Annotated in this window: 31 protein-coding genes and 1 tRNA gene; 20 read left to right on the top strand and 12 right to left on the bottom strand. The window is 62.9% G+C overall.

Features of this window, described 5'->3' with window-relative positions:
* Positions 1–3: 3 nt before the first annotated feature.
* The 4 genes from L879_RS22530 to L879_RS0103075 form a co-directional block, all read right to left on the bottom strand.
* Positions 4–426, bottom strand: a complete 423-nt coding sequence (locus tag L879_RS22530; RefSeq protein ID WP_051435001.1) for a DUF3618 domain-containing protein — start codon at positions 424–426, stop codon at positions 4–6.
* Positions 423–812: a phage holin family protein gene (locus L879_RS0103085; protein ID WP_027314831.1), complete on the bottom strand. Its 390-nt coding sequence runs from the start codon at positions 810–812 to the stop codon at positions 423–425. Before L879_RS0103085 ends, L879_RS22530 begins: the two co-directional genes overlap by 4 nt.
* A gap of 11 nt (positions 813–823) precedes the next feature.
* On the bottom strand, positions 824–1,333 hold the full coding sequence (locus L879_RS20205; RefSeq protein ID WP_051435000.1) for a hypothetical protein: 510 nt from the start codon (positions 1,331–1,333) through the stop codon (positions 824–826).
* 85 nt (positions 1,334–1,418) lie between these two features.
* Entirely contained in the window at positions 1,419–1,811 is a 393-nt protein-coding gene (locus L879_RS0103075) for a helix-turn-helix domain-containing protein (RefSeq protein ID WP_027314830.1), read from the bottom strand.
* A gap of 108 nt (positions 1,812–1,919) precedes the next feature.
* Here L879_RS0103075 and L879_RS0103070 point away from each other — a divergent pair, with 108 nt between their 5' ends.
* The 3 genes from L879_RS0103070 (at position 1,920) to L879_RS0103060 (ending at position 3,612) form a co-directional block, all read left to right on the top strand.
* Positions 1,920–2,651, top strand: coding sequence for a helix-turn-helix transcriptional regulator (locus L879_RS0103070; protein WP_027314829.1), 732 nt, complete (start codon positions 1,920–1,922; stop codon positions 2,649–2,651).
* Positions 2,652–2,735: 84 nt separating this feature from the next.
* Complete coding sequence (locus L879_RS0103065; RefSeq protein WP_027314828.1) at positions 2,736–3,377, top strand: acyl-homoserine-lactone synthase; 642 nt, start codon at positions 2,736–2,738, stop codon at positions 3,375–3,377.
* Positions 3,364–3,612 carry a hypothetical protein gene (locus L879_RS0103060; RefSeq protein WP_027314827.1) on the top strand — a complete coding sequence of 83 codons (249 nt, stop codon included), beginning with the start codon at positions 3,364–3,366 and terminating at the stop codon, positions 3,610–3,612. Before L879_RS0103065 ends, L879_RS0103060 begins: the two co-directional genes overlap by 14 nt.
* A 75-nt stretch (positions 3,613–3,687) precedes the next feature.
* Here L879_RS0103060 and L879_RS0103055 read toward each other — a convergent pair whose 3' ends face one another.
* Positions 3,688–4,182, bottom strand: a complete 495-nt coding sequence (locus tag L879_RS0103055; RefSeq protein ID WP_027314826.1) for a YciE/YciF ferroxidase family protein — start codon at positions 4,180–4,182, stop codon at positions 3,688–3,690.
* Positions 4,183–4,368: 186 nt separating this feature from the next.
* Here L879_RS0103055 and L879_RS0103050 point away from each other — a divergent pair, with 186 nt between their 5' ends.
* Complete coding sequence (locus tag L879_RS0103050; RefSeq protein WP_245265160.1) at positions 4,369–4,593, top strand: YgaP-like transmembrane domain; 225 nt, start codon at positions 4,369–4,371, stop codon at positions 4,591–4,593.
* Positions 4,594–4,655: 62 nt separating this feature from the next.
* On the opposite strand, the gene L879_RS0103045 is transcribed toward L879_RS0103050, so the two are convergent.
* Positions 4,656–4,922, bottom strand: coding sequence for a GlsB/YeaQ/YmgE family stress response membrane protein (locus tag L879_RS0103045; protein WP_027314824.1), 267 nt, complete (start codon positions 4,920–4,922; stop codon positions 4,656–4,658).
* A gap of 157 nt (positions 4,923–5,079) precedes the next feature.
* Between L879_RS0103045 and L879_RS23920 the strand changes: the two genes are divergently transcribed.
* Entirely contained in the window at positions 5,080–5,247 is a 168-nt protein-coding gene (locus L879_RS23920; RefSeq protein ID WP_169732740.1) for a hypothetical protein, read from the top strand.
* Positions 5,248–5,343: 96 nt separating this feature from the next.
* Here the strand turns inward: L879_RS23920 and L879_RS0103035 are convergent.
* A tRNA-Arg gene (locus L879_RS0103035) sits at positions 5,344–5,420 on the bottom strand.
* 99 nt (positions 5,421–5,519) lie between these two features.
* The gene (locus tag L879_RS0103030; RefSeq protein WP_027314823.1) at positions 5,520–6,956 is read right to left on the bottom strand and encodes a sensor histidine kinase; all 1,437 of its coding nucleotides are present in this window, start codon (positions 6,954–6,956) and stop codon (positions 5,520–5,522) included.
* 595 nt (positions 6,957–7,551) lie between these two features.
* Between L879_RS0103030 and rpmH the strand changes: the two genes are divergently transcribed.
* The 9 genes from rpmH to L879_RS0102980 all read left to right on the top strand — a co-directional run bounded on the left by rpmH (position 7,552) and on the right by L879_RS0102980 (position 15,900).
* Positions 7,552–7,686 (top strand): 50S ribosomal protein L34, encoded by a 135-nt coding sequence (gene rpmH, locus L879_RS0103025; RefSeq protein WP_027314822.1) that lies wholly within the window; start codon positions 7,552–7,554, stop codon positions 7,684–7,686.
* A 21-nt stretch (positions 7,687–7,707) separates the two neighbouring features.
* Positions 7,708–8,139 (top strand): ribonuclease P protein component, encoded by a 432-nt coding sequence (gene rnpA, locus L879_RS20195; RefSeq protein ID WP_035458571.1) that lies wholly within the window; start codon positions 7,708–7,710, stop codon positions 8,137–8,139.
* Entirely contained in the window at positions 8,132–9,988 is a 1,857-nt protein-coding gene (yidC, locus tag L879_RS0103015; protein ID WP_027314821.1) for a membrane protein insertase YidC, read from the top strand. The genes rnpA and yidC overlap by 8 nt, the downstream gene beginning before the upstream one ends.
* Positions 9,989–10,129: 141 nt before the next feature.
* Positions 10,130–11,674, top strand: coding sequence for a CYTH and CHAD domain-containing protein (locus L879_RS0103005; RefSeq protein WP_051434999.1), 1,545 nt, complete (start codon positions 10,130–10,132; stop codon positions 11,672–11,674).
* Positions 11,675–11,748: 74 nt separating this feature from the next.
* The gene (yihA, locus tag L879_RS0103000) at positions 11,749–12,414 is read left to right on the top strand and encodes a ribosome biogenesis GTP-binding protein YihA/YsxC (protein WP_027314819.1); all 666 of its coding nucleotides are present in this window, start codon (positions 11,749–11,751) and stop codon (positions 12,412–12,414) included.
* A complete protein-coding gene (locus L879_RS0102995; RefSeq protein ID WP_027314818.1) occupies positions 12,411–12,773 on the top strand; it encodes a DUF423 domain-containing protein in 363 nt (120 codons plus the stop codon). The genes yihA and L879_RS0102995 overlap by 4 nt, the downstream gene beginning before the upstream one ends.
* A gap of 146 nt (positions 12,774–12,919) precedes the next feature.
* Positions 12,920–14,017 carry a calcium-binding protein gene (locus tag L879_RS23485; protein WP_154664061.1) on the top strand — a complete coding sequence of 366 codons (1,098 nt, stop codon included), beginning with the start codon at positions 12,920–12,922 and terminating at the stop codon, positions 14,015–14,017.
* Between the two features lie 168 nt (positions 14,018–14,185).
* On the top strand, positions 14,186–15,091 hold the full coding sequence (gene argB / locus L879_RS0102985; RefSeq protein WP_027314816.1) for an acetylglutamate kinase: 906 nt from the start codon (positions 14,186–14,188) through the stop codon (positions 15,089–15,091).
* Positions 15,092–15,168: 77 nt separating this feature from the next.
* Positions 15,169–15,900, top strand: coding sequence for a pyrimidine 5'-nucleotidase (locus tag L879_RS0102980; protein WP_035458568.1), 732 nt, complete (start codon positions 15,169–15,171; stop codon positions 15,898–15,900).
* Between the two features lie 65 nt (positions 15,901–15,965).
* Here the strand turns inward: L879_RS0102980 and L879_RS0102975 are convergent, their stop codons facing one another.
* A complete protein-coding gene (locus L879_RS0102975; protein WP_027314814.1) occupies positions 15,966–16,469 on the bottom strand; it encodes a YciE/YciF ferroxidase family protein in 504 nt (167 codons plus the stop codon).
* A gap of 104 nt (positions 16,470–16,573) precedes the next feature.
* Entirely contained in the window at positions 16,574–17,761 is a 1,188-nt protein-coding gene (locus tag L879_RS0102970; protein ID WP_027314813.1) for a DNA recombination protein RmuC, read from the bottom strand.
* 86 nt (positions 17,762–17,847) lie between these two features.
* On the opposite strand from L879_RS0102970, the gene def reads away from it, so the two are divergent.
* From def to truA, 4 genes are read left to right on the top strand one after another with little or no spacing between them, the layout of a single operon-like run.
* Positions 17,848–18,366 (top strand): peptide deformylase, encoded by a 519-nt coding sequence (gene def, locus L879_RS0102965; RefSeq protein WP_027314812.1) that lies wholly within the window; start codon positions 17,848–17,850, stop codon positions 18,364–18,366.
* Positions 18,363–19,295 carry a methionyl-tRNA formyltransferase gene (gene fmt / locus L879_RS0102960; RefSeq protein ID WP_183501313.1) on the top strand — a complete coding sequence of 311 codons (933 nt, stop codon included), beginning with the start codon at positions 18,363–18,365 and terminating at the stop codon, positions 19,293–19,295. The genes def and fmt overlap by 4 nt, the downstream gene beginning before the upstream one ends.
* An 8-nt stretch (positions 19,296–19,303) precedes the next feature.
* Complete coding sequence (locus L879_RS0102955) at positions 19,304–19,798, top strand: GNAT family N-acetyltransferase (protein WP_027314810.1); 495 nt, start codon at positions 19,304–19,306, stop codon at positions 19,796–19,798.
* 2 nt (positions 19,799–19,800) lie between these two features.
* Entirely contained in the window at positions 19,801–20,550 is a 750-nt protein-coding gene (gene truA / locus L879_RS0102950; RefSeq protein ID WP_027314809.1) for a tRNA pseudouridine(38-40) synthase TruA, read from the top strand.
* Here truA and L879_RS0102945 read toward each other — a convergent pair.
* Positions 20,542–21,132, bottom strand: coding sequence for a hypothetical protein (locus L879_RS0102945; protein WP_027314808.1), 591 nt, complete (start codon positions 21,130–21,132; stop codon positions 20,542–20,544). The two genes, truA and L879_RS0102945, sit on opposite strands and share 9 nt — an antisense overlap.
* Before the next feature lie 359 nt (positions 21,133–21,491).
* Between L879_RS0102945 and L879_RS0102940 the strand changes: the two genes are divergently transcribed.
* Positions 21,492–21,815 carry a hypothetical protein gene (locus L879_RS0102940; RefSeq protein ID WP_027314807.1) on the top strand — a complete coding sequence of 108 codons (324 nt, stop codon included), beginning with the start codon at positions 21,492–21,494 and terminating at the stop codon, positions 21,813–21,815.
* On the opposite strand, the gene L879_RS0102935 is transcribed toward L879_RS0102940, so the two are convergent.
* Positions 21,804–22,082: a hypothetical protein gene (locus tag L879_RS0102935; protein WP_027314806.1), complete on the bottom strand. Its 279-nt coding sequence runs from the start codon at positions 22,080–22,082 to the stop codon at positions 21,804–21,806. The genes L879_RS0102940 and L879_RS0102935 overlap by 12 nt on opposite strands.
* Before the next feature lie 134 nt (positions 22,083–22,216).
* Between L879_RS0102935 and L879_RS0102930 the strand changes: the two genes are divergently transcribed.
* On the top strand, positions 22,217–22,452 hold a 236-nt coding region (locus L879_RS0102930), incomplete at its 3' end, for an IS630 transposase-related protein (protein WP_027314805.1).

Here is a 22,452-nt window from a genome sequence, read left to right as displayed (position 1 = left end):
CCATCAATAGCGGGAGTTCATGCGGGGACGATCGACCATGGTCTCGGGCGTATGCCGGGAGTTCGCTTCCGTCCCGTAGAGGCGCGGATCCTCCTCTTCCATCAGAAGATGTTCTTCCGTGATGAGGTCCTCATCCGCGGCGATCAGTCTTTCCGGGCGCGCGGCACGATGCGGCCGGCCCAGGCGATAGGCGAGAAGCCCGATGCCCATGGCGATCAGCATGACCGGAACCGGGTTGCGTCTGACGGTTTCCAGGACCGTGTCGTAAAGCGGTCCATACTGGCTGCTGCGCGCCGTCCCGAGCATGTCGTCGACGACGCCGGAGACCGTCATCTTGTCCTGGAGGCGATCGATGGTCCGGTCGAGTTGTGCGCGGCTGCGCTCGATATCCTGCTCCAGGTCCTGAAGGCTTTGCGACGTCATCATGCACCTCTCTCCGACAGGACTTCCGCATCGCGCTTCAGCGAACGCATGGTCCTCTGCGGCGCGAGCGAAGATGCCGTCACGGCGCTGCGACCCCAAAGCCCGAGGCCGATGGCGATCACTGCGAGGGACCCACCGACGATGAGCGCCGCGAGCGCTTCGGAATCGACGATCGTCGCCAGCCACTTCACCAGGGACTCGGTCAGCAGCATGACGGCTGCGATCGCGAAGATTGCTGCGACGACCACCATCGCGAGCCCTATGAAAAGGGTGCGCATGTTCTGGGAGATTTCGGTCTTGAAGAGCGTGAATTCCTTCTGCGCGAGATCGGTGGATTCCCGCAGCGCCTCACCCACAAGACCCTGTATGGTCTGGTTGTTGCCTTGCATGAAAACCTCCGTCAGGCGCTGCCGCGCGCGCCTTGGCCCTGGCGCGTCCGCGGCCGGCCGGTTTGCGCCCTGTCGGCGTGGCGAAGATCCTCGGCCGTGCTCTTGATGAAGCGCGCGGCGAGAAAACCCACGGCGACCGACACGGCGGCCACGGTTGCCGGACGGCGGCGCACCACATCCTCGAAGTCGTTGAAGAAATCGGCGAAGGTCCGCTCGCGGATCGAATCCGCCAGATGGTCCAATCCCTCGGCGGCGCTGTCGACGACGGCGCGGATGTTGGGCCGCTCATCGAAGGAATGCGTGGATTCGCGTAAGGAGGTGGCGAAATCGGCGACCGACTGCGCAATATCGTCCTTGCGGCGATCGACGTAGTCTGTCGCCTGCTCGCGCGCGGAATCGATGAAGTAACGGCTGCGCTCCACGGCCGCGCTGGCGATCTCGCCGACATCGCCCTTCAGCGCATCCCAATCCTCGCTGCCGTCGTCATGCTGCCTGCTGGTGTCTTGCTGTCCCACGCCCATGGTCAACCTCTCTCAATCGTGAGGGGGTAACCATCTGAAGCGCGGGGGGTTCCGAAGGGGCCTGGAAGCCCGGAACGTCAGGAATTCAGGGATGCTGGTTTGAGGCGAGCCAGTCCACGAGGTCGGCCACCTTCCGGCGAATGTCGTCATCCTTGAGGCGCAGGAAGCCCCGGACCAGCCGGTCGCTTTCAGGCTTCATCAGGAAATCGGCCATGACGCCGCTATCCGGGAAGCCTTTCTCGCGCAGTCCCGGAAGCCCTTCGAAGAAGAACTCGATGCTCACGTCCAGAATTCCCGACATCTGGAGCAGGCGGCTCGCGCCGATACGGTTCACGCCCTTTTCGTATTTCTGGATCTGCTGAAAGGTGAGACCCAAGGCATCCGCGAGCTTTTCCTGGCTCATCCCGAGCATGATCCGCCGGGCGCGAACCCGGCTGCCGATATGCTTGTCAGTCTCGTTGGGGGACTTCTTCTGCAAAAGCCGCTCCTGCCTCTTAGGATCAAAAACAGTCTCTATGCGGTTGTAAAAACTTTTAGTAGCATGCTTATATCATTAAGCCAAAGGTTGAAAGTCAGGGAGATGCTTGTGAGCGGACGCCGCCTTGACCATACGGCAGAAGCCTTTGAATTCATTGAAGACCTTGACCGCCTGACCACGCCTCAGGACATCATCGATGCCATGGAGCGGTCCTTTGCCCGGTTCGGGTTCGAGAACTTCATCATGACCGGGCTGCCGCACCCGGACCAGCGGATCGAAAGCCTCGTCCTGCTCAAGAAATGGCCTATCGACTGGTACCGTCGCTACACGCACAACGGCTACGACCGCCACGATCCGATCATTCGCCTGTGCCGCCAGACCGTTCAGCCCTTCGAATGGAGCGAGGCCCGCTACGACCCGGAAACGAATCCGAAAGGCGCCGAAATCATGCGGGAAGCCGAGGAATTCGGCATGCGGCAGGGCTACTGTCTCCCCATTCATGGGCTGAATGGCTTCGAGGCCTGCCTGTCCATGAGCGGCTCCGCCCTGGAGCTGACGCCCCAGACAAAGCCCGCGCTTCACCTCATGACCATGTATGCCTTCGAGCGCGCCCGGCTCATCCTGGCCCCCTCCCCGCGCCCCAACCCCCTCACCGCCCGCGAGCAGGAGTCGCTGCGTTGGGCGGCCCTCGGCAAATCGGCGGCAGATACGGGGGAAATCCTGGGCGTGACGGAGAGAACCATCACGGCTCATATCAGCAGCGCCTGCATCAAGCTCAACGCCGCCAACAAGACCCATGCCGTGGCCCGCGCACTCCACCATCGCCTGATCGAGATGTGACGCTTCGACACCTGTAATTTTCTACAATACTCAAACACGCCCCCGCGTGGAGACTGCTCTCCGGCAAAACGGAGGGCATGAGGGATGACCTCGATTCACGTCATCACCAAACACAACAAGGCGAATTATGAGGAGGTTCTCGAAGAATACTTTCGCCTGAGGCACGACGTTTTCGTTGGGGAACGAGGATGGCGTGACATCGAGCGTCCCGACGGACGCGACGTGGACGCCTATGACAACGATCACGCAACCTATCTGATCGCTCTCGACAACGAACGCGTCATCGGCGGATTGCGGCTTTATCCGACGCTTCTGCCCCATATGATCAGCGAGTCCTTCGCTTCCCTCATCAGGGACAAAGCCATTCTTGCCGGTCCGACCATCTTCGAATGCACGCGGTATTTCATCGTCAAGGAGCGCCGCACGGGACGCACGGATTGCCGCCTGCTGGCGGCCTTCCAGGAATTCTGCCTCGAGGAAGGCATCACCGAGGTCACTGCCGTGGTCGAAATGTGGTGGCTGCCCCGCTGGCACCAGGCGGGCTTCAAGGTTCGTCCTCTTGGGCTACCCACGACGATCGAAGGCCAGCCCTGCCTTGCAGCCGCCATCCAGATCTCGACAGAAAGCCTCCAGCACGTCCGCCGATTGGCCGGCTTGCGCGGCCCCTGCCTCTTTCACGGAACCAGCCCGCATGTGCAGAAAAAGGTGCCGCATGTCGCAGCCTGACGAGAACGCGCCTCTCTCCTCCTTCGTGCAGGAAGAAATGATCAACGGAGTTTCGGAAACCCTCTCGCAATGCCTGGAGAAACTGCCCCGGATCGTGCGGCTGAGGCTCCTGGCCTTCATGCATCTGGTCGAAAATCCGGACACGATGAAGGCGTCGCTGGAGATTACGCCCTCGGGCGCCATGCGCCTCGTCCTGGAAACGGAGGTTCTCCCTTGCAGCAAAAACCGGCATTGATTTCGCCAGCCGCCGGGAGCTGAGACGAAGCCCCGCGCTTGTGAGCGCGCGGGGCTCTTCGTGCGTAAGCTTATGTCATGCGGCCTTGATGTTGACGCGCGCTTCAGCGAGCTTGGTCAGGAGCTGATCGGTCTTCTTCTCTTCCTGAAGGGTTTCGTCGAGAAGCTTCGCGACATCGTGCATTCCGAGTTCCTCGGCCCAGGTCTTGAGCGTGCCGTAACGCGTGATCTCGTAATGCTCCACAGCCTGCGCGGCTGCGAGAATGCCCGCATCGAGAGCCACGCTCTCGGCGAAATCCTCCATGACTTCCTTGCCCTCTTCGATGATGCCGTTGATGGCCTCGCACTGCACGCCGCGAGCGGGCTTGTCCAGCATCGCAAAGACCTTCTCCAGCCGCTCGATCTGCCCTTCCGTTTCTTCGCGGTGGGTCTCAAAGGCCTGCTTCAGCTCCTGCGATTCCGCAGCCTTGGCCATCTTCGGCAGCGATTTCAAGATCTGCTTTTCGGCATAGAGAACATCCTTCAGCGTATGAAGGAACAAGTCGTTCAAGGTCTTCTCTTTGGCTGGCATCGTCACGTCTCCTTTGTTGAAGCGTGGACTCAACGATGGCCAAGGTTACAGGTTCCTCGCGCCGATGCGCTTGCCGGCGGATGCGGAACAACACTGCTTGGCATCGCGTTCGGCCAAGGTGATCGCGCAAAGACAATCAGGAGAACCGATGTGTCGAACATGATGTCCGCAAAGGCCGGATCTTTGATGAACGGAAAAGCCAACCTCACCACGGCCGAACGCACCCTCTACATGCTGGCCGGACTCGGCCTTGCCGCGGCTGCCGCCAAGCCGCGGCCCAATCCATTCTTGAACGTCCTGGCCCTGGCAGGCGGATCGTTCCTTGCCTGGCGCGGCTATGTGGGTCAGTGCCCCGTCAAGGCGGCCCTGATGGGCTCGCACGAGCAGGGCCGTGTCGGCTACGACGGCTAAAAAGAAAGAAGGGCCACCGACGAAGTCGTGGCCCCTTCATCACGCTCGCAGGCGTGACATACTTAGTAGGTGGTGCTCGAACGGCGTCCGACGATCAGACCGTAGATGAAAAGCACGACGATCGCTCCGACGATGGCACCAATGAAACCGGCTCCCTCATCGGCCCGGTACCAGCCCAGAGCCTGCCCGAGATAGGTTGCGACGACGGCTCCTACGATACCCAGGATCGTCGTCATGATGAAGCCCGACGGCTCGTTCGGGCCTGGCATGATCCATTTGGCGATCAAGCCAGCAACGAAGCCGATGATGATGGTCCAGAGAATGCTCATGATGTGGTCCCTGTCTGTGTTGCCTCCACAGGGAACGCACATCCTCGGCTAAGGTTGCGCTGGAGATTTTCCCAAGCCGATTTTTCCAGGTCGATTTTTCATGATCTCGCCTCACTTGAAGGCGACGCTTGCCTTTTTGGGAAGGGAGGCACCGACCATGAATGCCGACGGAAGCTTCTGGACCTACGAGACCGTTCAAGCCCTCCTGGCCCTCGCAAGGGAGGGAATACCGGTTTCCGTAATCAGTCTGAAGCTCAAACGGCCCGTTTCGGAGGTCCGCGCCAAGCTCAGCGATCTCGGCGTCACTCCGGCCGCAGAAGTATGATCCGGTAGAATTCTTCGAATTGCATTGCCAGAAGGCTTCGGAGCGCAGGAACGCGTCTTCGAACCTTCATTCGCTTGTCGATGTCATGTGAAGAAATGGCGCGCCCGAAAGGATTCGAACCTCTGACCCCCAGATTCGTAGTCTGGTGCTCTATCCAGCTGAGCTACGGGCGCCTGCCGGCCGTTGCGGGAAGCAACGTCTGCCGAGGCCGGTGACATAAAGGGATCCGACGCGGTTGGCAAGCCTCTTGTGCGGAAGTTTTGCGGAAAGCCTCAGTTTGCATCTGCAGGGGACATCCGGTCCGGGATCGCGATCCTGAAGCAGGTCCGCCCCTGGCGCTCGTCGAGGGTGATGGTTCCTCCGTGGAGCTGGACGAGCTCCGCCGCGATCGGCAGGCCGAGGCCCGTGCCGCCTTTCTGGGCCGAGCCCTGGAAAGGCGTGAAGAGGTTCGCCTTGGCCCGCTCCGGGATGCCAGGGCCGTTGTCCTTGATGAGGATAATAACCGTGCCGCCCTCCCGATGGGCGGAGATGTCGATGCGGGGCTTGCCTTCCGGGGAGCCTGTCTGGCTCAGGGCCTGGACCGCATTGCGGACCACGTTGACGAGCACCCGGGAGAGCTGGTCCGGATCGGCATCGATCGTCAGGTCCGGGGCCACCTCGGCCTCGAAGGCGATGCCGACCTCGGGCGCGAGGTCGGTCAGGTTCGACAGCTCGCCGATCAGGGGAGCCAGGGGGATGAGCCGCCTCTGCGGCAGGGGCTCGGTCGCCCGGCCATAGGCCAGGGTCGTCTCGCAGAAGGCGATGGCCCGGTCGAGGGTGTTGACCAGCCTCGGCGCGATGCGCTGCACGGATTCGTCGCTGACATTGTCCAGGCGGTCCGTCAGCAGCTGGGCGGTGGTGAGCATGTTGCGGAGCTCGTGGTTGATCTTGCTGACCGCGAGCCCGAGCTGGGCGAGACGCCGCTTCTGGCGCAGCTCGTCGGCCAGGGTCATTTCCATGCGGGCTAGGGCCTGCTCGGCCAGACCGATCTCGTCGCCCCTGTCCGTCGGCTGGATGACCCGCGAGGCATCCTCCGGATGGCTGGAAAACTCCGCGATGTTGCCGGTGAGGCGGCGCACGGGGCGCACGATCACCCATTGCAGGGTCAGATAGACGAACCCGGCCGTGATGATGGAGATGAAGAGCGACAGGAACAGGATGTTGCGGGAGAACTCGATCATGGCATGGCGCAGGGGGCGCTGGTCGAGGATCATCTCGACGAACTCCACCCCCATGCCCGAGCCGATCACCCGGATCGGCTTGTCGGCCGGATTGAACAGCACATCGAAGGCGTCCTTGACCAGAACCATCCTCTGGGCATCCCGCAGATCGACGGTCTTGCTCACCTCGGGGGGCATGTCGCCCGCCGCCAGGAGGCTTCGGCGCCCCCCGCCCCGGAGCGCGATGGCCCGGGCCCCGACCCCCTGGAGAAGCCGCATTTCCAGCTCTTCCGACAGGCTCTCCTCGGGTGCGGCATCCAGAACCATGGCCGCGATCTGCGCTGCGGCCAGACGGTCGTTCAGCCATGTGAGCCGGAAATTGGCGATGGAAGGAACGTAGATGAGCACTTCCGCGATCATCACGAAGAGCGCCGTGAGCAGCAGCAGGCGCGCGGAGAGCCCGAACCGGCTCAGGATACGCCCTGCAAAGGTGGTTGGCTCACGACTCATTCGGCCTCATTCCAAACGGCATACCGGGAAAACGGGCGCCGCGCCCAGGATCCTGGGCCGGCGGCTTCGGGAACGCCACCGCCGTGCCCTTCGTCCCCTCGGAGATAGCGGGGTAGGGATAGACCAACCCTGCGCAATCGGAAACCATTACTCTGCGGCTCCCCGTCCGCCGACAGGATCGGCCGATCCATGGCCCGGTACCGGCCCTGGCGATTCGCCTGCTGGAGCATTTTCCGCGAAGCGGACCGGTTCGCCGTGAGAAATGCGGCCTGCTAAAGAAAAGGGGCGATTCCACGCCAGTGGAAACGGCTCTATCCTCCGGCACATGCCCTTCGGGCACCGCATGCGGCTTGACGGGCCTGCGGCAGCCCACCCGGCCGGTCCGTCACGGCTTGGTAAGGAGAGGCCCGATTGCCGCATCGGAGGCAGAGCGGCGTTGACTTTGCCCCTCCATTCCTTCATAAGCCCGCAAGCTGACAGCGCTCTTCTCGGGGCGCTGATCGTTTTTTCGAGACAGTTTCGGGGGAAACCCCATCCTAAACCAGACGGGCGCGAGCCTTCGAGCACCGCTGCCCCATTCGACCGGAGATGTGCCGTGAAGAGGACGTATCAACCGAGCAAGCTGGTTCGCAAGCGCCGCCACGGCTTCCGTGCGCGCATGGCGACCAAGGGTGGCCGCAAGGTCATTGCCGCTCGCCGCGCCCATGGCCGCAAGCGCCTCTCGGCGTAAGCAGCCCTTAAGGACAGCCCGATGCGCGAACATCGCGCAGCGTCGAGCCTCGGGCGTCTGACGAAAAGACCTGACTTCGTCGCGGCGGCCTCCGGCCGCCGCTTTCATACCGAGCGGATGACGGTTCAGGCTCGATTGCGCGAAGGCTCAGGCCTCGGCCTGCGCTTCGGGCTCACGGTCACGAAGCGGGTTGGCCACGCCACGGAGCGCAACCGGATCAAGCGCCGGCTGCGGGCCGCCATTGCCCAGGCAGGCCAGGATTTCGCCCCAATCGAAGCGGATGTGGTCGTCATCGGACGGCGCGATATTCTCTCCGCCGATTTCGGTGTGCTCATCGACGATCTCCGGCGCGCGCTGCGAGCTGTCACCAAGCCCAAAAGCGCGCCCCCCGCAGAACGTCACCTCCCCTCCTCACCTCTCAACGGCGAGCGTCGCGGACATTCCCATGCGTGAAGATAACAAAAATCTCATCGTCGCCATCGCGCTGTCGCTGGCGGTCTTGCTAGGCTGGCAATATTTCTTTGCGGCTCCCCAGGCCGAAAAGCAGCGGCAGGCCGCCCAGCAGCAGCAATCCACGCAGGCCAACCCGACGGCGCCGAACCCGCCTGCGAGCCCGAGCCAAGCAGGCGGCGCGGCCCCGACCGTACCGGGAACCGTTCCGAGCACGCCGGCGGCACCCGCCGTCGAGACCCGCGAGGCGGCTCTTGCACGCTCGCCGCGCGTCGCCATCGACACCCCCGCGATTTCGGGCTCGATCAACCTGCGCGGCGGCCGCATCGACGACGTGGCGCTGAAGAACTACCGCGAGACCGTCGATCCCAAGAGCGCGAACATCGTGCTTCTGTCGCCGGCCGGGACGCAGAATCCCTATTATGCGGAGTTCGGCTGGGTCGGCGCTCAGGCCGGGAGCCTGCCCGGCCCCAATACGGTGTGGACCGCCGACAAGACGTCCCTGACGCCCGGCAGCCCGGTCACCCTGACCTGGCAGAACGACCAGGGACTGGTCTTCCAGCGCACCGTTTCGGTCGACGAGAAATTCATGTTCACGGTCAAGGACACGGTCGAGAACCGCGGCTCCGCGCCCGTGTCCCTGCAGGCCTACGGCCTCGTTTCGCGCCATGGCAAGCCGGTGACGCTCGGCTACTACGTGCTTCACGAGGGCATGATCGGCGTCGTCGGCGAGAACGGTCTCCAGGAGATCAAGTACGACGCTCTGGACAAAGAAACTCCGGTTGCAGGTTCCAATGTCTCACAAAAGACGTGGGACGGTGTGAAGGGCGGTTTCCTCGGTATTACCGACAAGTACTGGGCGGCTGCGATCATCCCCGATCAGGCGACGCCCTATCAGGGCACCTTCGCCTCGCAGCAGAGCCAGGCGGGCCGCACGTACAATGCAGTGACCCAGGTCGCGGCGCAGACGGTCCAGCCGGGCGGCTCATTCAATGTCACACAGCATCTCTTCGCCGGCGCGAAAGAGGTGGCGACGATTGATGCCTATCAGAGCTCGCTGAACATCGACCGCTTCGACCGCCTCATCGATTGGGGCTGGTTCTACTTCATCACCAAACATCTCTTCATGGTGCTGGACTTCTTCTACAAGCTGTTCGGCAATTTCGGCATCGCGATCCTGCTGGTGACCGTGATCCTGAAGATCCTGTTCTTCCCGCTCGCCAACAAGTCCTACGCCTCCATGGCGAAGATGAAGGCGGTGCAGCCGGAGATGACCTCGATCCGCGAGCGCTATGCCGACGACAAGATGAAGCAGCAGCAGGCGCTGATGGAGCTTTATCGCAAGGAGAAGATCAACCCGGTCGCCGGCTGCTGGCCGGTGCTGATCCAGATCCCGGTGTTCTTCGCGCTCTACAAGGTACTTTTCGTCACCATCGAAATGCGCCATGCGCCGTTCTTCGGCTGGATCCGCGACCTCGCCGCGCCCGATCCGACCTCGATCTTCAACCTGTTCGGCCTTCTGCCCTACAACCCGGGCGCCGTGCCGGTGATCGGCCACTTCCTCATGCTCGGCGTGTGGCCGATCCTCATGGGAATCACCATGTGGCTCCAGATGAAGATGAATCCGGAGCCGCCGGACCCGGTCCAGAAGCAGGTCTTCTCCTGGATGCCGGTGATCTTCACCTTCATGCTGGGCTCGTTCCCCGCCGGTCTCGTGATCTACTGGGCCTGGAACAATCTGCTCTCCGTGACGCAGCAGGCCTTCATCATGCGGCGCAACGGCGTGAAGATCGAGCTCTGGGACAACCTGCGCAAGACCTTCAGCCGCAAGGCAAGCCCCGCCAAGGGCTGAAGCCGAGCAACAGCAGCCATGATCATCCCCGGGCTTCGCCCCGGGGATTTTCTTTTGGGAAAGCCCCGGCTCGAGCGAGGGCATTTCCTCCCATCCCTGCGCATCTATATGATCATCGGCGAGGCGAGCCGGTGACAGGTCATGCGTGCCTACGGAAAACAGTCGAAGCGGAATTCCGCATCGAAAACCCAGCCCCGCGAGGTCGAGCTGAAGATGGAACTCGCGTCGGGCACGGCCGACGCTCTTCTCGCGCATCCCCTTCTCGCCAAGGCGCGGCCCTTGCCCGAGCAGGGAGGGCAGTTCCACGCGACCTATTTCGACACCGGCGACCGGGCCCTGAAGCGGAAAGGCATCAGCCTGCGCATTCGCCGAAGGAAAGACGGCGCGATCCAGACGATCAAGGCCGAGGGCCGCCACCGGGGCCTCGCCCTGGAGCGCGGCGAGTGGGAAACTCCCGTCGATGGCGCGCTCGACCTGACAGCCGCAGCCGGCACCCCTCTCGAAAAGCTTTTGTCGGACGAAGCTTTGCGCGCGGACATCAAGCCTGCCTTCACCGTCGAAACGGACCGGAGGGCTTTTGAGATGGAGTTCGACGGCGCCCTGATCGAGGTGGCGCTCGACAACGCTCGGGCCATCGGGGGCGACAAGACAGCGGCCTTCTCGGAAGTCGAGCTGGAACTGCGGCAGGGCGATGCCGCCGCTCTCTTCGGCCTCGCCCGCTGCTTAAGCGAGAGCGCCCCCTTGCGCCTGTCGACCATGGCGAAATCGGAACGCGGCTACCGCCTCCTTGAGACTCAGCCTGCATCTCCCGTTCGGGCGGAGCCGGTCGCATTGGCGAAGGACGCGACCTGCGCCGAGGCGTTCAAGGCCATCGCCCGGTCCTGCCTGTCCCAGGCGGTTCGCAACGAAGTGCTCGTGCGTCAGACCCAGGACCCCGCGGCCCTGCACCAGATGCGCGTGGGCCTGCGGCGCTTAAGGGCTGCTGTCTCCCTGTTCGGGAAACACCTGCTGTCCGACCCGGAAAGCGATGCGGTCAGGAGCGATCTCCGCTGGGCCGGCCAGACGCTGGGAGCCGCCCGCGATCTCGATGTTCTCCTCGCCCGGATCCGCTCCACGGAGGCGTCGGGGGACGGTCCCTCTCAGGCCGGGGCTGTGGAGCGACAGCGGGCCCGGGCCTATGAGGAACTCCTGGAAACCCTCCATTCCCGCCGGTTCATGGACGTCATTCTGCAGACCGCCGCCTGGATCGAGGCCGGAGCCTGGACGGTCTCGGACCGGAAGGCGATGCGGAAAGCCCGCAAGCACCCGGTCCGGGATTTCGCGTCGGACGAGCTGTCCCGCCGGTTCAAGCGCATCCGCAAGCTGGGCGAGCATCTGCGGGCGCTCAGCGACGCGGAACGCCACGGATTGCGCATCCGGATCAAGAAGCTGCGCTACGGAACCGAATTTTTCGCTCCGCTCTTCTCCTCGACGAAGGCCCGGAAGCGCAGCAAGGAGATGGCCGGGATCCTGGAGGATCTGCAGGAGACGCTGGGCGAGCTGAACGATCTCACGGTCGGCGGTTCCCTCACCCGGTTTCTCCCGGAGACCTCGCCGGAACGCATGGAGCGGCAGCGGCGGAAGCTGCTCGATGCCAGCGAGGCTGCCGCGATCGCGCTGGCCAAGGCCGATCCCTTCTGGCGGTGAGCCCTTTTACGCCCGCAGGAACGGTCTAGCCGCCGGCCCTTGAAGAAAGTGTCCCGAGCGCCGATAAGAGCCCCATGACCGAGACAACCCCTCCCCATCAGGATACCGATCCGCTCCTCGAAACCGGCCGCAAGCTCTTTGCGGGCCATGCCGACTTCATCTGGGCCGCCAATTCCCTGAAGAACCTGCCGCCCATGAGCAAGGTGGAGATCGCCTTTGCCGGGCGCTCCAATGTCGGCAAGTCGAGCCTCGTGAACGCCCTGACCGGCCGCAACACGCTCGCCCGCACCTCGCACACGCCGGGCCGGACCCAGCAGCTCAACTTCTTCAACGTCAACGACCGCTTCCACCTCGTCGACATGCCCGGCTACGGCTATGCCGCCGTCGACAAGCAGAAGGTCGCGGCCTGGACGCAGCTGATCCACGATTACCTGCGGGGCCGGGCGAGCCTCGCCCGCGTCTATGTGCTGATCGACGCCCGCCATGGCATCAAGCCCGTGGACGAGGCCGTGCTGGAGACTCTCGGCACGGCCGCCGTCTCCTATCAGATCGTCCTCACCAAGGCGGATGAGCTGAAGAAGGGCGAGCTGGAGAAGTGCATGGCCGATACCCTGCACAAGATCGAAAAGCGCGCCGCCGCCTTCCCGGAGATCCTGCCTACGTCGAGCCGCACGGGCTTCGGGATTCCCGAATTGCGGGCGGGAATCGCCCGGCTCCTGAACGAAAGGGGCGCCGGATGACGCTCGCCGCCCGGATCCTGATCGTTCTCGCCTCCCTGTCGGGCCTCCTCGGCGTCGGCCTCTCCGCCGCCGCGGCCCATGTCACGGGCGGCAGCCTCACAACGGCGGCGCAGTTCCTGCTCTTCCATGCTCCCGCGCTTCTCGCCCTCGCGGCCCTGATCGCTGCCGGCGCGGTCCATCCGCTGCTGGCGCAGATCGCCGGCTACGTCATCGTCCTTGGGCTCGCGCTGTTCTGCGGCGACCTCTCCCGTCGGGCCTTTTCGGGCATGGCCCTATTCCCCAGGGCTGCGCCCACGGGGGGCATTCTGCTGATGATCGGCTGGGTGATGATCGGCGTGTCAAGTTTGCTAAACCGCTGAACACTTGAACGCCCCAAGATTTCGCCTGCAGCACTCAAGCCTCTTGGTTTGCAAAGGAATATGCGCCTGCTCATCCTCAAAGCAATGAGGAATTGACAATTATTGAAACGTTATATAGTAGGAGAAAAATCCATAAGGGGCTTCCGATGCTAAACTACTACTTCACTTACTATACTCTTCAGCAAGCAGAAGTTAAATATACCGTATCTGAATACAATAATATGGTCGGATACGATACGTTAAATCAGCTCTTGGATGCGATTTACAAAGGTATTGCTCCTTTTTATAGTGTACACGTTAATGGCAATGACCTCGACAATTATATTACCGGCAGCACTTTAAACAACGATTTGAATGGAGGCGCCGGTCAGGACACCCTCGATGGAGGGGCAGGCGACGACTTTCTTTGGGGCGGGACCGGAGCGGACCGACTAATCGGTGGCGCCGGGGACGATTCCTATAATATCGACGATGCTGGGGACGTCGTCGTCGAGACAGCAAACGGCGGCACGGATTTTATCCTGTCGCGTGTCAGCTACGTGCTACCGGAGAACGTGGAAAAGCTAGGCCTCGGGGGTTCAGGACGCACTGTTTTTGAAAGCTATGAGAGCATCAATGGAACAGGCAATGCCTTAGACAATGAATTGTCGGGCAATGCAGGCGACAATCACTTGATGGGCCTCGGCGGCGATGACACGCTTCATGATCTCGCCGGCAGCGACACCCTCGAAGGCGGCACAGGCGACGACAAGTACTATGTTGAGAGCATCAACAGCACCGTTATTGAAGCTATAAATGGCGGCCGCGACACTGCTTTTGTCATGTACAATGTGGCTGATCTTGCCAGCTTCGACTTCGGCAAGTTCAAGAACGTCGAAGTCATCCACTTCGCCAATTTTTCCTCCTCCGGCCAATACGGCATTCTGGAAGATGGCGAGTTTTACCTTGTCGATGACAAGCTGAACCCCAAGAAGGCCGTCAACCTCGACGACTTCGAAACGAAGAGCGACACGATTGGCCTGTCCAAAGCGATCTTTTCGAAGATCGGCAAAAAGGGCGGGCTCAAGAAGGATGCCTTCTGGACCGGCTCGAAAGCGCACGACAAGAACGACCGGATCATCTACGACAAGAAGGCTGGCGATCTCTATTACGATGCGGACGGCTCCGGCTCCCGCAAGGCAGTCAAATTCGCCGATCTCGACAAGAATTTGAAGATAACTGCGAAAGACTTCTTCATCATCTGACCCGGAAGGGCCGCCTTCGGCGGCCCTTTTCGCTTTTGCCCGGCAGCGTCGCTTTCGAGGCGAACCGGCATGGCGGATATTCCAGGTGCCATCATACCGGTTTCCATCGCGCCGGACCTAGGCTAGAACGCAGGCCGTTCGATCCCGATGACCGCGCCGGAGCCGTCCATGTCCGATCCGTCCACTCCCCTCCCCGACGTCCATGTGCAGGCCGAAGTGCTCGTGCAGGCCCTGCCGCACATGCAGCGCTACGACCAGCAGGTCGTGGTGATCAAGTATGGCGGGCATGCCATGGGCGACCGCGCGGCCGCCGAGGATTTCGCGGAGGATGTGGTCCTGCTCGAGCAGGCCGGAATCAAGCCCATCGTCGTCCATGGCGGCGGTCCCCAGATCGGCAGGATGCTGGACAAGCTCGGCATCAAGTCCGAGTTCAGGGGCGGCCTGCGCGTCACGGATTCGGCGACGGTCGAGATCGTCGAGATGGTGCTCGCGGGCTCCATCAACAAGCAGATCGTCGGTTGGATCGGCGCCGAAGGCGGCAAGGCGGTGGGCCTGTCCGGCAAGGACGGCAACATGGTCACGGCCCGTAAGATCACCCGCACGGCGGTCGACCCGGATTCCAACATCGAGAAGGTGGTGGATCTCGGCTTCGTCGGGGAGCCCGAGCACGTGAACCGGGAGGTTCTGGACCAGGTGCTCAAGGCCGAACTGATCCCGGTTCTCGCGCCCGTGGCCACAGGCCATGACGGCCAGACCTACAACGTCAATGCGGATACTTTTGCCGGCGCCATCGCCGGCGCGATGACGGCCAAGCGGCTTCTGCTCCTGACCGACGTTCCGGGCGTTCTCGACAAGAACAAGAACCTCATCCCCGACATGACCATCGAGGATTGCCGCCGCCTGATCGCCGACGGCACCATCACCGACGGCATGATCCCCAAGATCGAGACCTGCATCTATGCCCTGGAGCGGGGCGTGGAGGCGGTGGTGATCCTGGACGGCAAGGTGCCGCACGCGGTGCTGCTCGAGCTGTTCACCGATCACGGCGCGGGCACGATGATCCGGAGGGGTTAAATCCCTTCCCGAACGGGGCCGGAGCACTTATATATTTGTCGGTGGGGCCGCACGGCCCCATTGTCGTCTTTGAGATCATGAACGCAAAACCTGCCCTCGAGAGCCACCTGTCCGCCACCGATTCCCGCTCCTTCTCGCATGTGGAGACGTGGATCTTCGACCTGGACAATACGCTCTATCCGCACACCTCGCGGATCTGGCCGCAGATCGACGAGCGGATCACGTTGTACATCGCGGAGCTTTTCGGCCTCGACGGCCTCTCCGCGCGGGCGCTGCAGAAATTCTTCTATCACAAATACGGCACGACCCTGCGGGCGCTGATCGAAGAGCACAATATCGACCCGCACGATTTCCTCGATTTCGCGCATGACATCGACCACACGGATATCGAGCTGAACCATAACCTGGGCGATGCGATCGAGCGGCTGCCGGGACGCAAGCTCATCCTCACCAACGGCTCCCGCAAGCATGCGGAAAACGTGGCGAGAAAGATCGGTATCCTTGACCATTTCGAGGACGTGTTCGACATCGCCGCTTCCAACTTCGTACCCAAGCCCGACCGTCGCGCCTACGAGGTCTTTCTCGACAAGCACGGCGTGGAGCCGTCACGCGCGGCCATGTTCGAGGATATCGCCAAGAATCTTACAGTTCCGCACGAGCTCGGCATGACCACGACCCTGATCGTTCCGAAAACCTTGGACCCCTTCCGCGAGGATTTCGAGCAGGAAGCGGTGAAGACGCCGGACATCGACTACATCACCAACGATCTGGCGGATTTTTTGAAGGCTTACGCGCTGCCTGCGAAATAGCGCGGCACTACGCAAAGAAATGGCCTCCCTTCGGAGGCCATTCCCGTTTCAGACATGCGAAGGCCTTACGCGGCCTTCGTGTTGATCTTGCTCTCGGCGATCCTGTTGAGCTTCTGGTCGGTCGCCTTTTCCTGATCCAGGATCTGGTGCAGGACTCCGGCGCAATCCTCGCGGCCGAGCTGCTTCGCCCAGGCGACGAGCGTGCCGTAGCGGGTGATCTCGTAGTGCTCAACGGCCTGAGCCGCGGCGAGCAGGGCAGCATCGAGAACCTGCGGATCGTCGATGTCGCCGGCAATGTCCTGTGCCTCGTCGATGATGCCGTCGATCGCCGGACAGGTCACGCCCTTCGGATCGTGACCGTGCATGCGAAACACCTGCTCGACCATCTGGATCTGCTGCTTGGTCTCGCCGAGGTGGGTCTGGAACGCCTGCTTCAGCTGCGGATCGCTCACCTGTTCGATCATCTCGGGCAGCGCCTTCGTGATCTGCTGCTCGGCGTAATAGATGTCCTGCAGGGTGTGAATGAAGAGGTCGTCCAACGACTTGATGTCCTTCGACAAAAGGCCCATAGCGCAATCCTTCCCGTGTTTTGAGATATGCCGGAATGCGAACGCCATTGTTGGGAGGCGCGTCGCCCGGCCTGGGGGAGAACGTCGCTGGCGGAAGGCGGTTCCTAATCCACGGCGCGGAGATTGCGCCCCTGAAGGCGCAGCAGTTCGGCCTGGGCCTGCGCATCGCCCTCGTCGAACTCGAGGGTTTCGATCTTCTGGCCGCGCTTCACGATCTTGTCCGTGGACACTCTGATCTGGGACACGTCTTCCTGCGCCTGCCGGAAATGCGCATCGAGCTTCGCGACCCGGGTATCCAGCCGCTCCACGTCCTCCAGAAGCTTCTGCACCTCGACCTGGATCACGCGCGCCTCCTCCCGGATGCGCGCATCGCGCACGAGCGCCTGCATGACCTGGATCGCGAGGGTGAGAAGCGAAGGCGAGACGATGACGACGCGGGCACGATGGGCCTTCTGCACCACATCGTCGAAATGCTCGGCGAGGTCCGCATAGATCGACTCCGCCGGGACGAACAGCATCGCGATGTCCTGCGTCTCACCGGGGATCAGGTATTTCTCCGCCACGTCCTTCACATGGAGGAGCATGTCGTTGCGCACGCGCGCCGCCGCACGGCTCCGGGCTTCCTCTCCCTTGGCCTCGCGGAACTGGGTGAACCCCTCCAGCGGAAACTTGGCGTCGATCACGAGGCCGCGCTCGTCCCCCGGCAGGCGCACGAGGCAATCGGGCCGCGTGCGGTTGGACAGGGTGGCCTGGAACGCGAAGGCGCTGGGCGGCAGCCCGTCGCGGATGATCGCCTCCATCCGCCCCTGCCCGTAGGCGCCGCGGCTCTGCTTGTTGGCGAGAATGTCCTTCAGCCCGACGATCTCGCCCGTGAGGTTCGTCAGGTTCTGCTGGGCCGCATCGATGACGGCGAGCCGCTCGTTCAGCTTGGAGAGGTTCTCGGTCTGGTGGCGGGTGGAGGCCTCGAGCCCCTGGCCGACGCGATGCTGGAGCCCGTCGATCCGCTCCGAGATCATCCGCGCGAAATCGCTCTGGCGGGAGCCGAACACCTCCGCCATGGTCCGCATCCGGCCCGTCATCTCGGCTTGAATCCGGGTGAGTTCGGCCACCTTGTCGTCCATTTCCCGCGCCCGCTCGTCCGCGATGGCGGCTTCCATCGCCCGCTCCCGGCGGGTGCGCAGGAGCAGCAGGGTCACGAGGAGAAGCAGGAACAGGCTCACCCCGGCCGTCCCCATGACGGCCTGCCCCAGGGTGATGGAGAGCTGGCCGAGGACGAGGACGACTTCATTCATGGAGCATAAGTTCCGGTTGACGGACGCATCCGAACATAAGACGAACGATTTGACCATCCTCCCGCAAGTGCTTATCTCCCGCGATCATGAGCATCAGACCCCTCGTCATCATTCCCGATTCCAAGCTCCGCCTGATTTCCGAGCCCGTTAAGGAAATCACGAGCGAGATCCGCCAGCTGGCGGAGGACATGCTGGAAACCATGTACGACGCCCCGGGCGTGGGCCTCGCAGCCATCCAGATCGGCGTTCCGGTCCGGATGGTGACCATGGACGTGTCGAAATCCGAGGAGGAGCGCCAGCCGATGGTGCTCATCAACCCCGAGATCGTCTGGGCCTCGGAGGAGAGGCGCGTCTACGAGGAGGGCTGCCTGTCGATCCCCGAATATTACGAGGAGGTCGAGCGGCCGGACCGTGTACGCTTCCGCTACATGACCCTGCAGGGCGAGACAGTCGAGCAGGAGGCGGACGGTCTGCTGGCCACCTGCGTGCAGCACGAGATCGACCATCTGAACGGGGTTCTCTTCATCGACTACCTGTCGAAGCTCAAGCGCGACCGGGTCCTGACCAAGTTCAGGAAGGCCGCCCGCCGCGAGGCAGGCGCATGAGCCTGCGCGTCGTCTTCATGGGCACGCCGGATTTCGCCGTGCCCACCCTCGCCGAGATCGTCGGCCAGGGCCATGAGGTCGTGGCCGTCTATACCCGCCCGCCCGCCGCCGCCGGGCGCGGCATGGAGCTCAAGCCCTCCCCAGTGCACGCGATGGCGGAGCGGTTCGGCCTGCCCGTGCTGACGCCCAAGACCCTGCGCACCGAAGAGGCCGTCGAAACCTTCCGCAGCCATCGGGCGGACGCGGCCGTGGTGGTCGCCTATGGAATGCTTCTGCCGAAGGCGATTCTCGAGGCGCCGGAACTCGGCTGCCTCAACCTGCACGCCTCCCTGCTGCCCCGCTGGCGCGGCGCGGCCCCGATCCAGCGCGCCATCATGGCCGGCGACAGGGAGACCGGCGTCGCCGTGATGAAGATGGAAGAGGGCCTGGATACGGGCCCCGTCGCCATGGTCGAGCGGGTAGCGATCGCGCCCGACATGAATGCGGGTGAGCTGCACGACAGGCTGATGGTGCTCGGCGCCGACCTGATGGTGCGGGCGCTGGCCGCCCTTTCCCGTGGCGGGCTGAACTTCACGCCCCAGCCCGAAGAGGGCGTGACCTATGCCCACAAGCTCAAGAACGAGGATGCCCTGATCGACTGGTCGAAGCCCGCGCAGGCGGTGCACGACCATATCCGCGGGCTCTCCCCCTTCCCCGGCGCCTACTTCACCGCCGATTTCGGCAAGGGACAGGAGCGCGTGAAGGTGCTGCGGTCAGCCCTGGGGACTGGCTCCGGTTCCGCAGGGACATTGCTCGACGCCAATGGTACGATATCCTGTGGCGATGGAGCCGTCCGCCTGATTCAGGTTCAGCGCGCCGGCAAGGGCCTCGTGGCTTCCGAGGAATTCCTGCGCGGCGTGAGGCTTGTACCGGGCGCCCGATTCGGGTGAGGGCCGCCATGACGATCCGCCTTGAGGAAACCACCGACTGGCCGGCGATTTATGCGATCTACGCCGCCGCCTTCGGGCAGTCGGCCGAGGCGGACCTCGTGCGAAACATGGAGAGCGACCGGGAATTGATCCTCTCCCTTGTCGCCTATGCCGAGGAGCCGGCCGGTCATATCGCCTATTCGCATCTTGTCCTGCACGAAACGCCCCCCATCAAGGCCTGCGTGCTCGCGCCGCTGGCGGTCGCGCACCCTTTCCAGAACAAGGGCATCGGCACGACGCTCGTGCAGCACAGCCTCGATCGGCTGCGCGCCGACGGGTACGATCTGGTCACCGTTCTCGGCGATCCGCGCTATTACGGCCGCTTCGGATTCGACCCGAAACTGGCGGAAAAGCTGGAAACCCCTTATGACGGGCCCTACCTCCAGGCCCTTGCTCTTTCCGACAAAGGGAACGATGCCCGCGGTCCGGTCTCCTATGCCCGAGCCTTTGCAGAGCTGAATTAGACATGCCTCGCTACAAGCTTGTCGTCGAGTATGACGGCACGCCTTTCACCGGCTGGCAGCACCAGACGAACGGCCTCTCGGTGCAGCAGGCGGTCGAGGATGCCATCGCGCGCTTTACCGGCTCGCCCGTGCGCATCCATTGTGCGGGCCGCACGGATTCCGGCGTCCATGCCACCCATCAGGTGGTGCATGTGGACCTGGAGAAGGAGTGGCGGCCGGACACGGTTCGCGACGCGACGAATTCCCATTTGAGGCCCGCGCCCGTCGCGATCCTCTCGGCGGAGATCGTGCCCGAGGCGTTCAATGCCCGTCTCTCGGCCATCAAGCGCCATTACGTCTACCGCATCCTCAACCGCCGCGCGCCGGCGGCGCTCGATGTGAACCGTGTCTGGCACGTGGCCTGGAAGCTCGATGCGGACATCATGCACGAGGCCGCCCAGCTCCTCGTCGGCCGGCACGACTTCACCACGTTCCGGGCGGCGGAATGCCAGGCGAACAGCCCGATCCGCACCCTCGACCGGCTCGACGTGGAGCGGATCGGCGACGAGATCCGCATCTATGCCTCCGCCCGTTCGTTCCTGCATCATCAGGTACGCTCGATGACGGGAACGCTGGAACGGGCCGGAGCCGGGCGGTGGTCGGTGGAGGAGGTGCGAGCGGCGCTCGAGGCGCGCGACCGCAGGCGCTGCGGCCCCATGGCCCCGCCGACGGGCCTCTACCTCATCGGCGTGGACTACCCGGAGCTAGCCTAGCAGCCCCCGCATCGCCGTCTCGACGAAGGCATCGAGCCCGAAGCCGAGCATGGCGATGCCCAAGGAAGGCAGGGTTGCAAGGCCCATCGTCGACTTTGTCGCGAACCATTGCAGCCGGATGACGATGACCGCGAAGGCGAGGCTGAAGAGACTGGCAAGGCCCGGAGACGCCCAGCCCAGGAGCATGAGCAGCGCAGGCACCGAGAGCACCAGCATGCCGATGACGGAGATCCAGTTCGTCACGATGACGAAGGGCACATAGGCCCCCTCGCGCCGAAGCCACCTGGCGATCCAGATCATCGCCACAGGCAGGGCAAGGAAAGCAGCCACGTGGCCCAGGGCCACGACGAGGTCGATCCAGAGATTGCCGAGAAGGGAACGATCCGGCTGCAGGAGGCCGAGGCGGAGACGCTCGACGGCCAGGGACACGATATAGGCCGGCAGAGTGAGCCAGAGAGCCGTGAAGGAGCGCCAGAAGCCCCGCTCGCTCATGTCGAAGGACTTCAGCCCCTCCACCCTGCTGTTGAGGAGATCGACAGCACCCCGAAACGAGCGATTGACCTCATCAGCCGTGACGATCATGGGCAGCCTCTCTCAGCTTGAAGATGCCCACACAAACAGGCGTGGGCCGCAAACGTTCCGGCGCAGCCTATACTTTAGTCCATATCGCTGCGCTCAAGCTGATGAAAGTTCCTTGGAGTCGCACCTGGGAATCCAGACCCGCAGGGGATCAGAAAAGGCTGCGCGCCGGCGCCACCGCCCCTCTGCTCAGCACGAATTCTGCATTATTAAATGAATACTAAATACTATTTCGTTTCATTTTTATTCTTGTGAAAAATCAAAACACTTTGAGAGAAAAACATTCGATAAACTCTATAGAATGTGATGCAAAATTCCGGGAGAGTGTTTAAGAACGGATGCCTAATCTTTAGAGTTCCCGAATGCGCCTTTACTCTACCCTGGCCCTCTTCCTCGCCCTTGCTCCGGCCGCCGCGCAGGCTCAGTCCATGCAGGGACAAGGCATCTGCCCGCCCAATCTGCGACCCAACGGCGCCTTCTGCGTGGTCAGCATTGCCGCCTCCATCCGCAATCCCGGCATCTGCCCGCCGGAATACGTCAGCACGGCCGACGGCATGTACTGCGTTCTCGCCCCGCGAAACCAATGGGTCCTGGCGAAGCCGGACTGCCCCGGCGGGACGAAGGCCAGCCTGGGCGGGGAACATTGCGCCGGGCAGCAGGCGGCCGACGCGACCTCAGTTCGCTGACGAGGGAATGACGGCGCCGGGCCGGGGAACCGGGTGGCAATCGAGCTCGAATCTCTCGCTCGGCACATTCGTCTGAGCGGCCCGGAACCGAATGGCCTCGATGCGCTGCCGGCACTGCTCCTGGCTGCCGAAACGCTCCTGAACGCTGACAGCCGCGACGCGGCCCCACGCATCCGTACGCGGCAGGACATTCGCCGTCGGGTTCGCTGCGGTCACCGGGACGGCGGCAGAGGTCAGCATGTAGTAGACGAGAAGATAATCGTACATAGTCCGCAGGGTCTCTCTACGGAAAGGCCTGCCTGAGGACTAGAGCAAGGGCAATTCTGACGGAATCGTTTGGACTATACGATGTGACGGCTTCGTGATTCACTCATCTTGGCCCTCTTTGGAGGAGATGAGCGATGACCAAGTCCTACTCGTTGGACCTTCGCCGCCGCGTGGCGCGCTTTGTCGAGGCGGGGCACTCCTGTCATGCCGCTGCCCGGCACTTTGACGTGTCGGTCGCCTTCGTGGTCCGGCTGATGGCTGCCTATCGGGACACCGGCAGCCTAGCGCCCAAGCCGGAGGGCGGCTGGCGCTATTCCAAGCTCGACCCGCACCGCGAGTTCCTCATCCGCCGTGTGACCGAGACGACCGA

This window comes from Microvirga flocculans ATCC BAA-817 (genome assembly GCF_000518665.1).
GTDB classification, from domain to species: domain Bacteria; phylum Pseudomonadota; class Alphaproteobacteria; order Rhizobiales; family Beijerinckiaceae; genus Microvirga; species Microvirga flocculans.
This window is presented reverse-complemented; position numbering and strand designations above follow the sequence as displayed.

Excerpts from the sequence above, each read along its gene's own strand:
- L879_RS22530 (WP_051435001.1), bottom strand. The coding sequence starts at position 426 with ATGATGACGTCGCAAAGCCTTCAGGACCTGGAGCAGGATATCGAGCGC.
- L879_RS0103085 (WP_027314831.1), bottom strand. The coding sequence starts at position 812 with ATGCAAGGCAACAACCAGACCATACAGGGTCTTGTGGGTGAGGCGCTG.
- L879_RS20205 (WP_051435000.1), bottom strand. The coding sequence starts at position 1,333 with ATGGGCGTGGGACAGCAAGACACCAGCAGGCAGCATGACGACGGCAGC.
- L879_RS0103065 (WP_027314828.1), top strand. The coding sequence starts at position 2,736 with ATGACCTCGATTCACGTCATCACCAAACACAACAAGGCGAATTATGAG.
- L879_RS0103060 (WP_027314827.1), top strand. The coding sequence starts at position 3,364 with ATGTCGCAGCCTGACGAGAACGCGCCTCTCTCCTCCTTCGTGCAGGAA.
- L879_RS0103055 (WP_027314826.1), bottom strand. The coding sequence starts at position 4,182 with ATGCCAGCCAAAGAGAAGACCTTGAACGACTTGTTCCTTCATACGCTG.
- L879_RS0103050 (WP_245265160.1), top strand. The coding sequence starts at position 4,369 with ATGAACGGAAAAGCCAACCTCACCACGGCCGAACGCACCCTCTACATG.
- L879_RS0103045 (WP_027314824.1), bottom strand. The coding sequence starts at position 4,922 with ATGAGCATTCTCTGGACCATCATCATCGGCTTCGTTGCTGGCTTGATC.
- L879_RS23920 (WP_169732740.1), top strand. The coding sequence starts at position 5,080 with ATGAATGCCGACGGAAGCTTCTGGACCTACGAGACCGTTCAAGCCCTC.
- L879_RS0103030 (WP_027314823.1), bottom strand. The coding sequence starts at position 6,956 with ATGAGTCGTGAGCCAACCACCTTTGCAGGGCGTATCCTGAGCCGGTTC.
- rnpA (WP_035458571.1), top strand. The coding sequence starts at position 7,708 with ATGCGCGAACATCGCGCAGCGTCGAGCCTCGGGCGTCTGACGAAAAGA.
- yidC (WP_027314821.1), top strand. The coding sequence starts at position 8,132 with ATGCGTGAAGATAACAAAAATCTCATCGTCGCCATCGCGCTGTCGCTG.
- L879_RS0103005 (WP_051434999.1), top strand. The coding sequence starts at position 10,130 with ATGCGTGCCTACGGAAAACAGTCGAAGCGGAATTCCGCATCGAAAACC.
- yihA (WP_027314819.1), top strand. The coding sequence starts at position 11,749 with ATGACCGAGACAACCCCTCCCCATCAGGATACCGATCCGCTCCTCGAA.
- L879_RS0102995 (WP_027314818.1), top strand. The coding sequence starts at position 12,411 with ATGACGCTCGCCGCCCGGATCCTGATCGTTCTCGCCTCCCTGTCGGGC.
- L879_RS23485 (WP_154664061.1), top strand. The coding sequence starts at position 12,920 with ATGCTAAACTACTACTTCACTTACTATACTCTTCAGCAAGCAGAAGTT.
- argB (WP_027314816.1), top strand. The coding sequence starts at position 14,186 with ATGTCCGATCCGTCCACTCCCCTCCCCGACGTCCATGTGCAGGCCGAA.
- L879_RS0102980 (WP_035458568.1), top strand. The coding sequence starts at position 15,169 with ATGAACGCAAAACCTGCCCTCGAGAGCCACCTGTCCGCCACCGATTCC.
- L879_RS0102975 (WP_027314814.1), bottom strand. The coding sequence starts at position 16,469 with ATGGGCCTTTTGTCGAAGGACATCAAGTCGTTGGACGACCTCTTCATT.
- L879_RS0102970 (WP_027314813.1), bottom strand. The coding sequence starts at position 17,761 with ATGAATGAAGTCGTCCTCGTCCTCGGCCAGCTCTCCATCACCCTGGGG.
- def (WP_027314812.1), top strand. The coding sequence starts at position 17,848 with ATGAGCATCAGACCCCTCGTCATCATTCCCGATTCCAAGCTCCGCCTG.
- fmt (WP_183501313.1), top strand. The coding sequence starts at position 18,363 with ATGAGCCTGCGCGTCGTCTTCATGGGCACGCCGGATTTCGCCGTGCCC.
- L879_RS0102955 (WP_027314810.1), top strand. The coding sequence starts at position 19,304 with ATGACGATCCGCCTTGAGGAAACCACCGACTGGCCGGCGATTTATGCG.
- truA (WP_027314809.1), top strand. The coding sequence starts at position 19,801 with ATGCCTCGCTACAAGCTTGTCGTCGAGTATGACGGCACGCCTTTCACC.
- L879_RS0102945 (WP_027314808.1), bottom strand. The coding sequence starts at position 21,132 with ATGATCGTCACGGCTGATGAGGTCAATCGCTCGTTTCGGGGTGCTGTC.
- L879_RS0102940 (WP_027314807.1), top strand. The coding sequence starts at position 21,492 with ATGCGCCTTTACTCTACCCTGGCCCTCTTCCTCGCCCTTGCTCCGGCC.
- L879_RS0102935 (WP_027314806.1), bottom strand. The coding sequence starts at position 22,082 with ATGTACGATTATCTTCTCGTCTACTACATGCTGACCTCTGCCGCCGTC.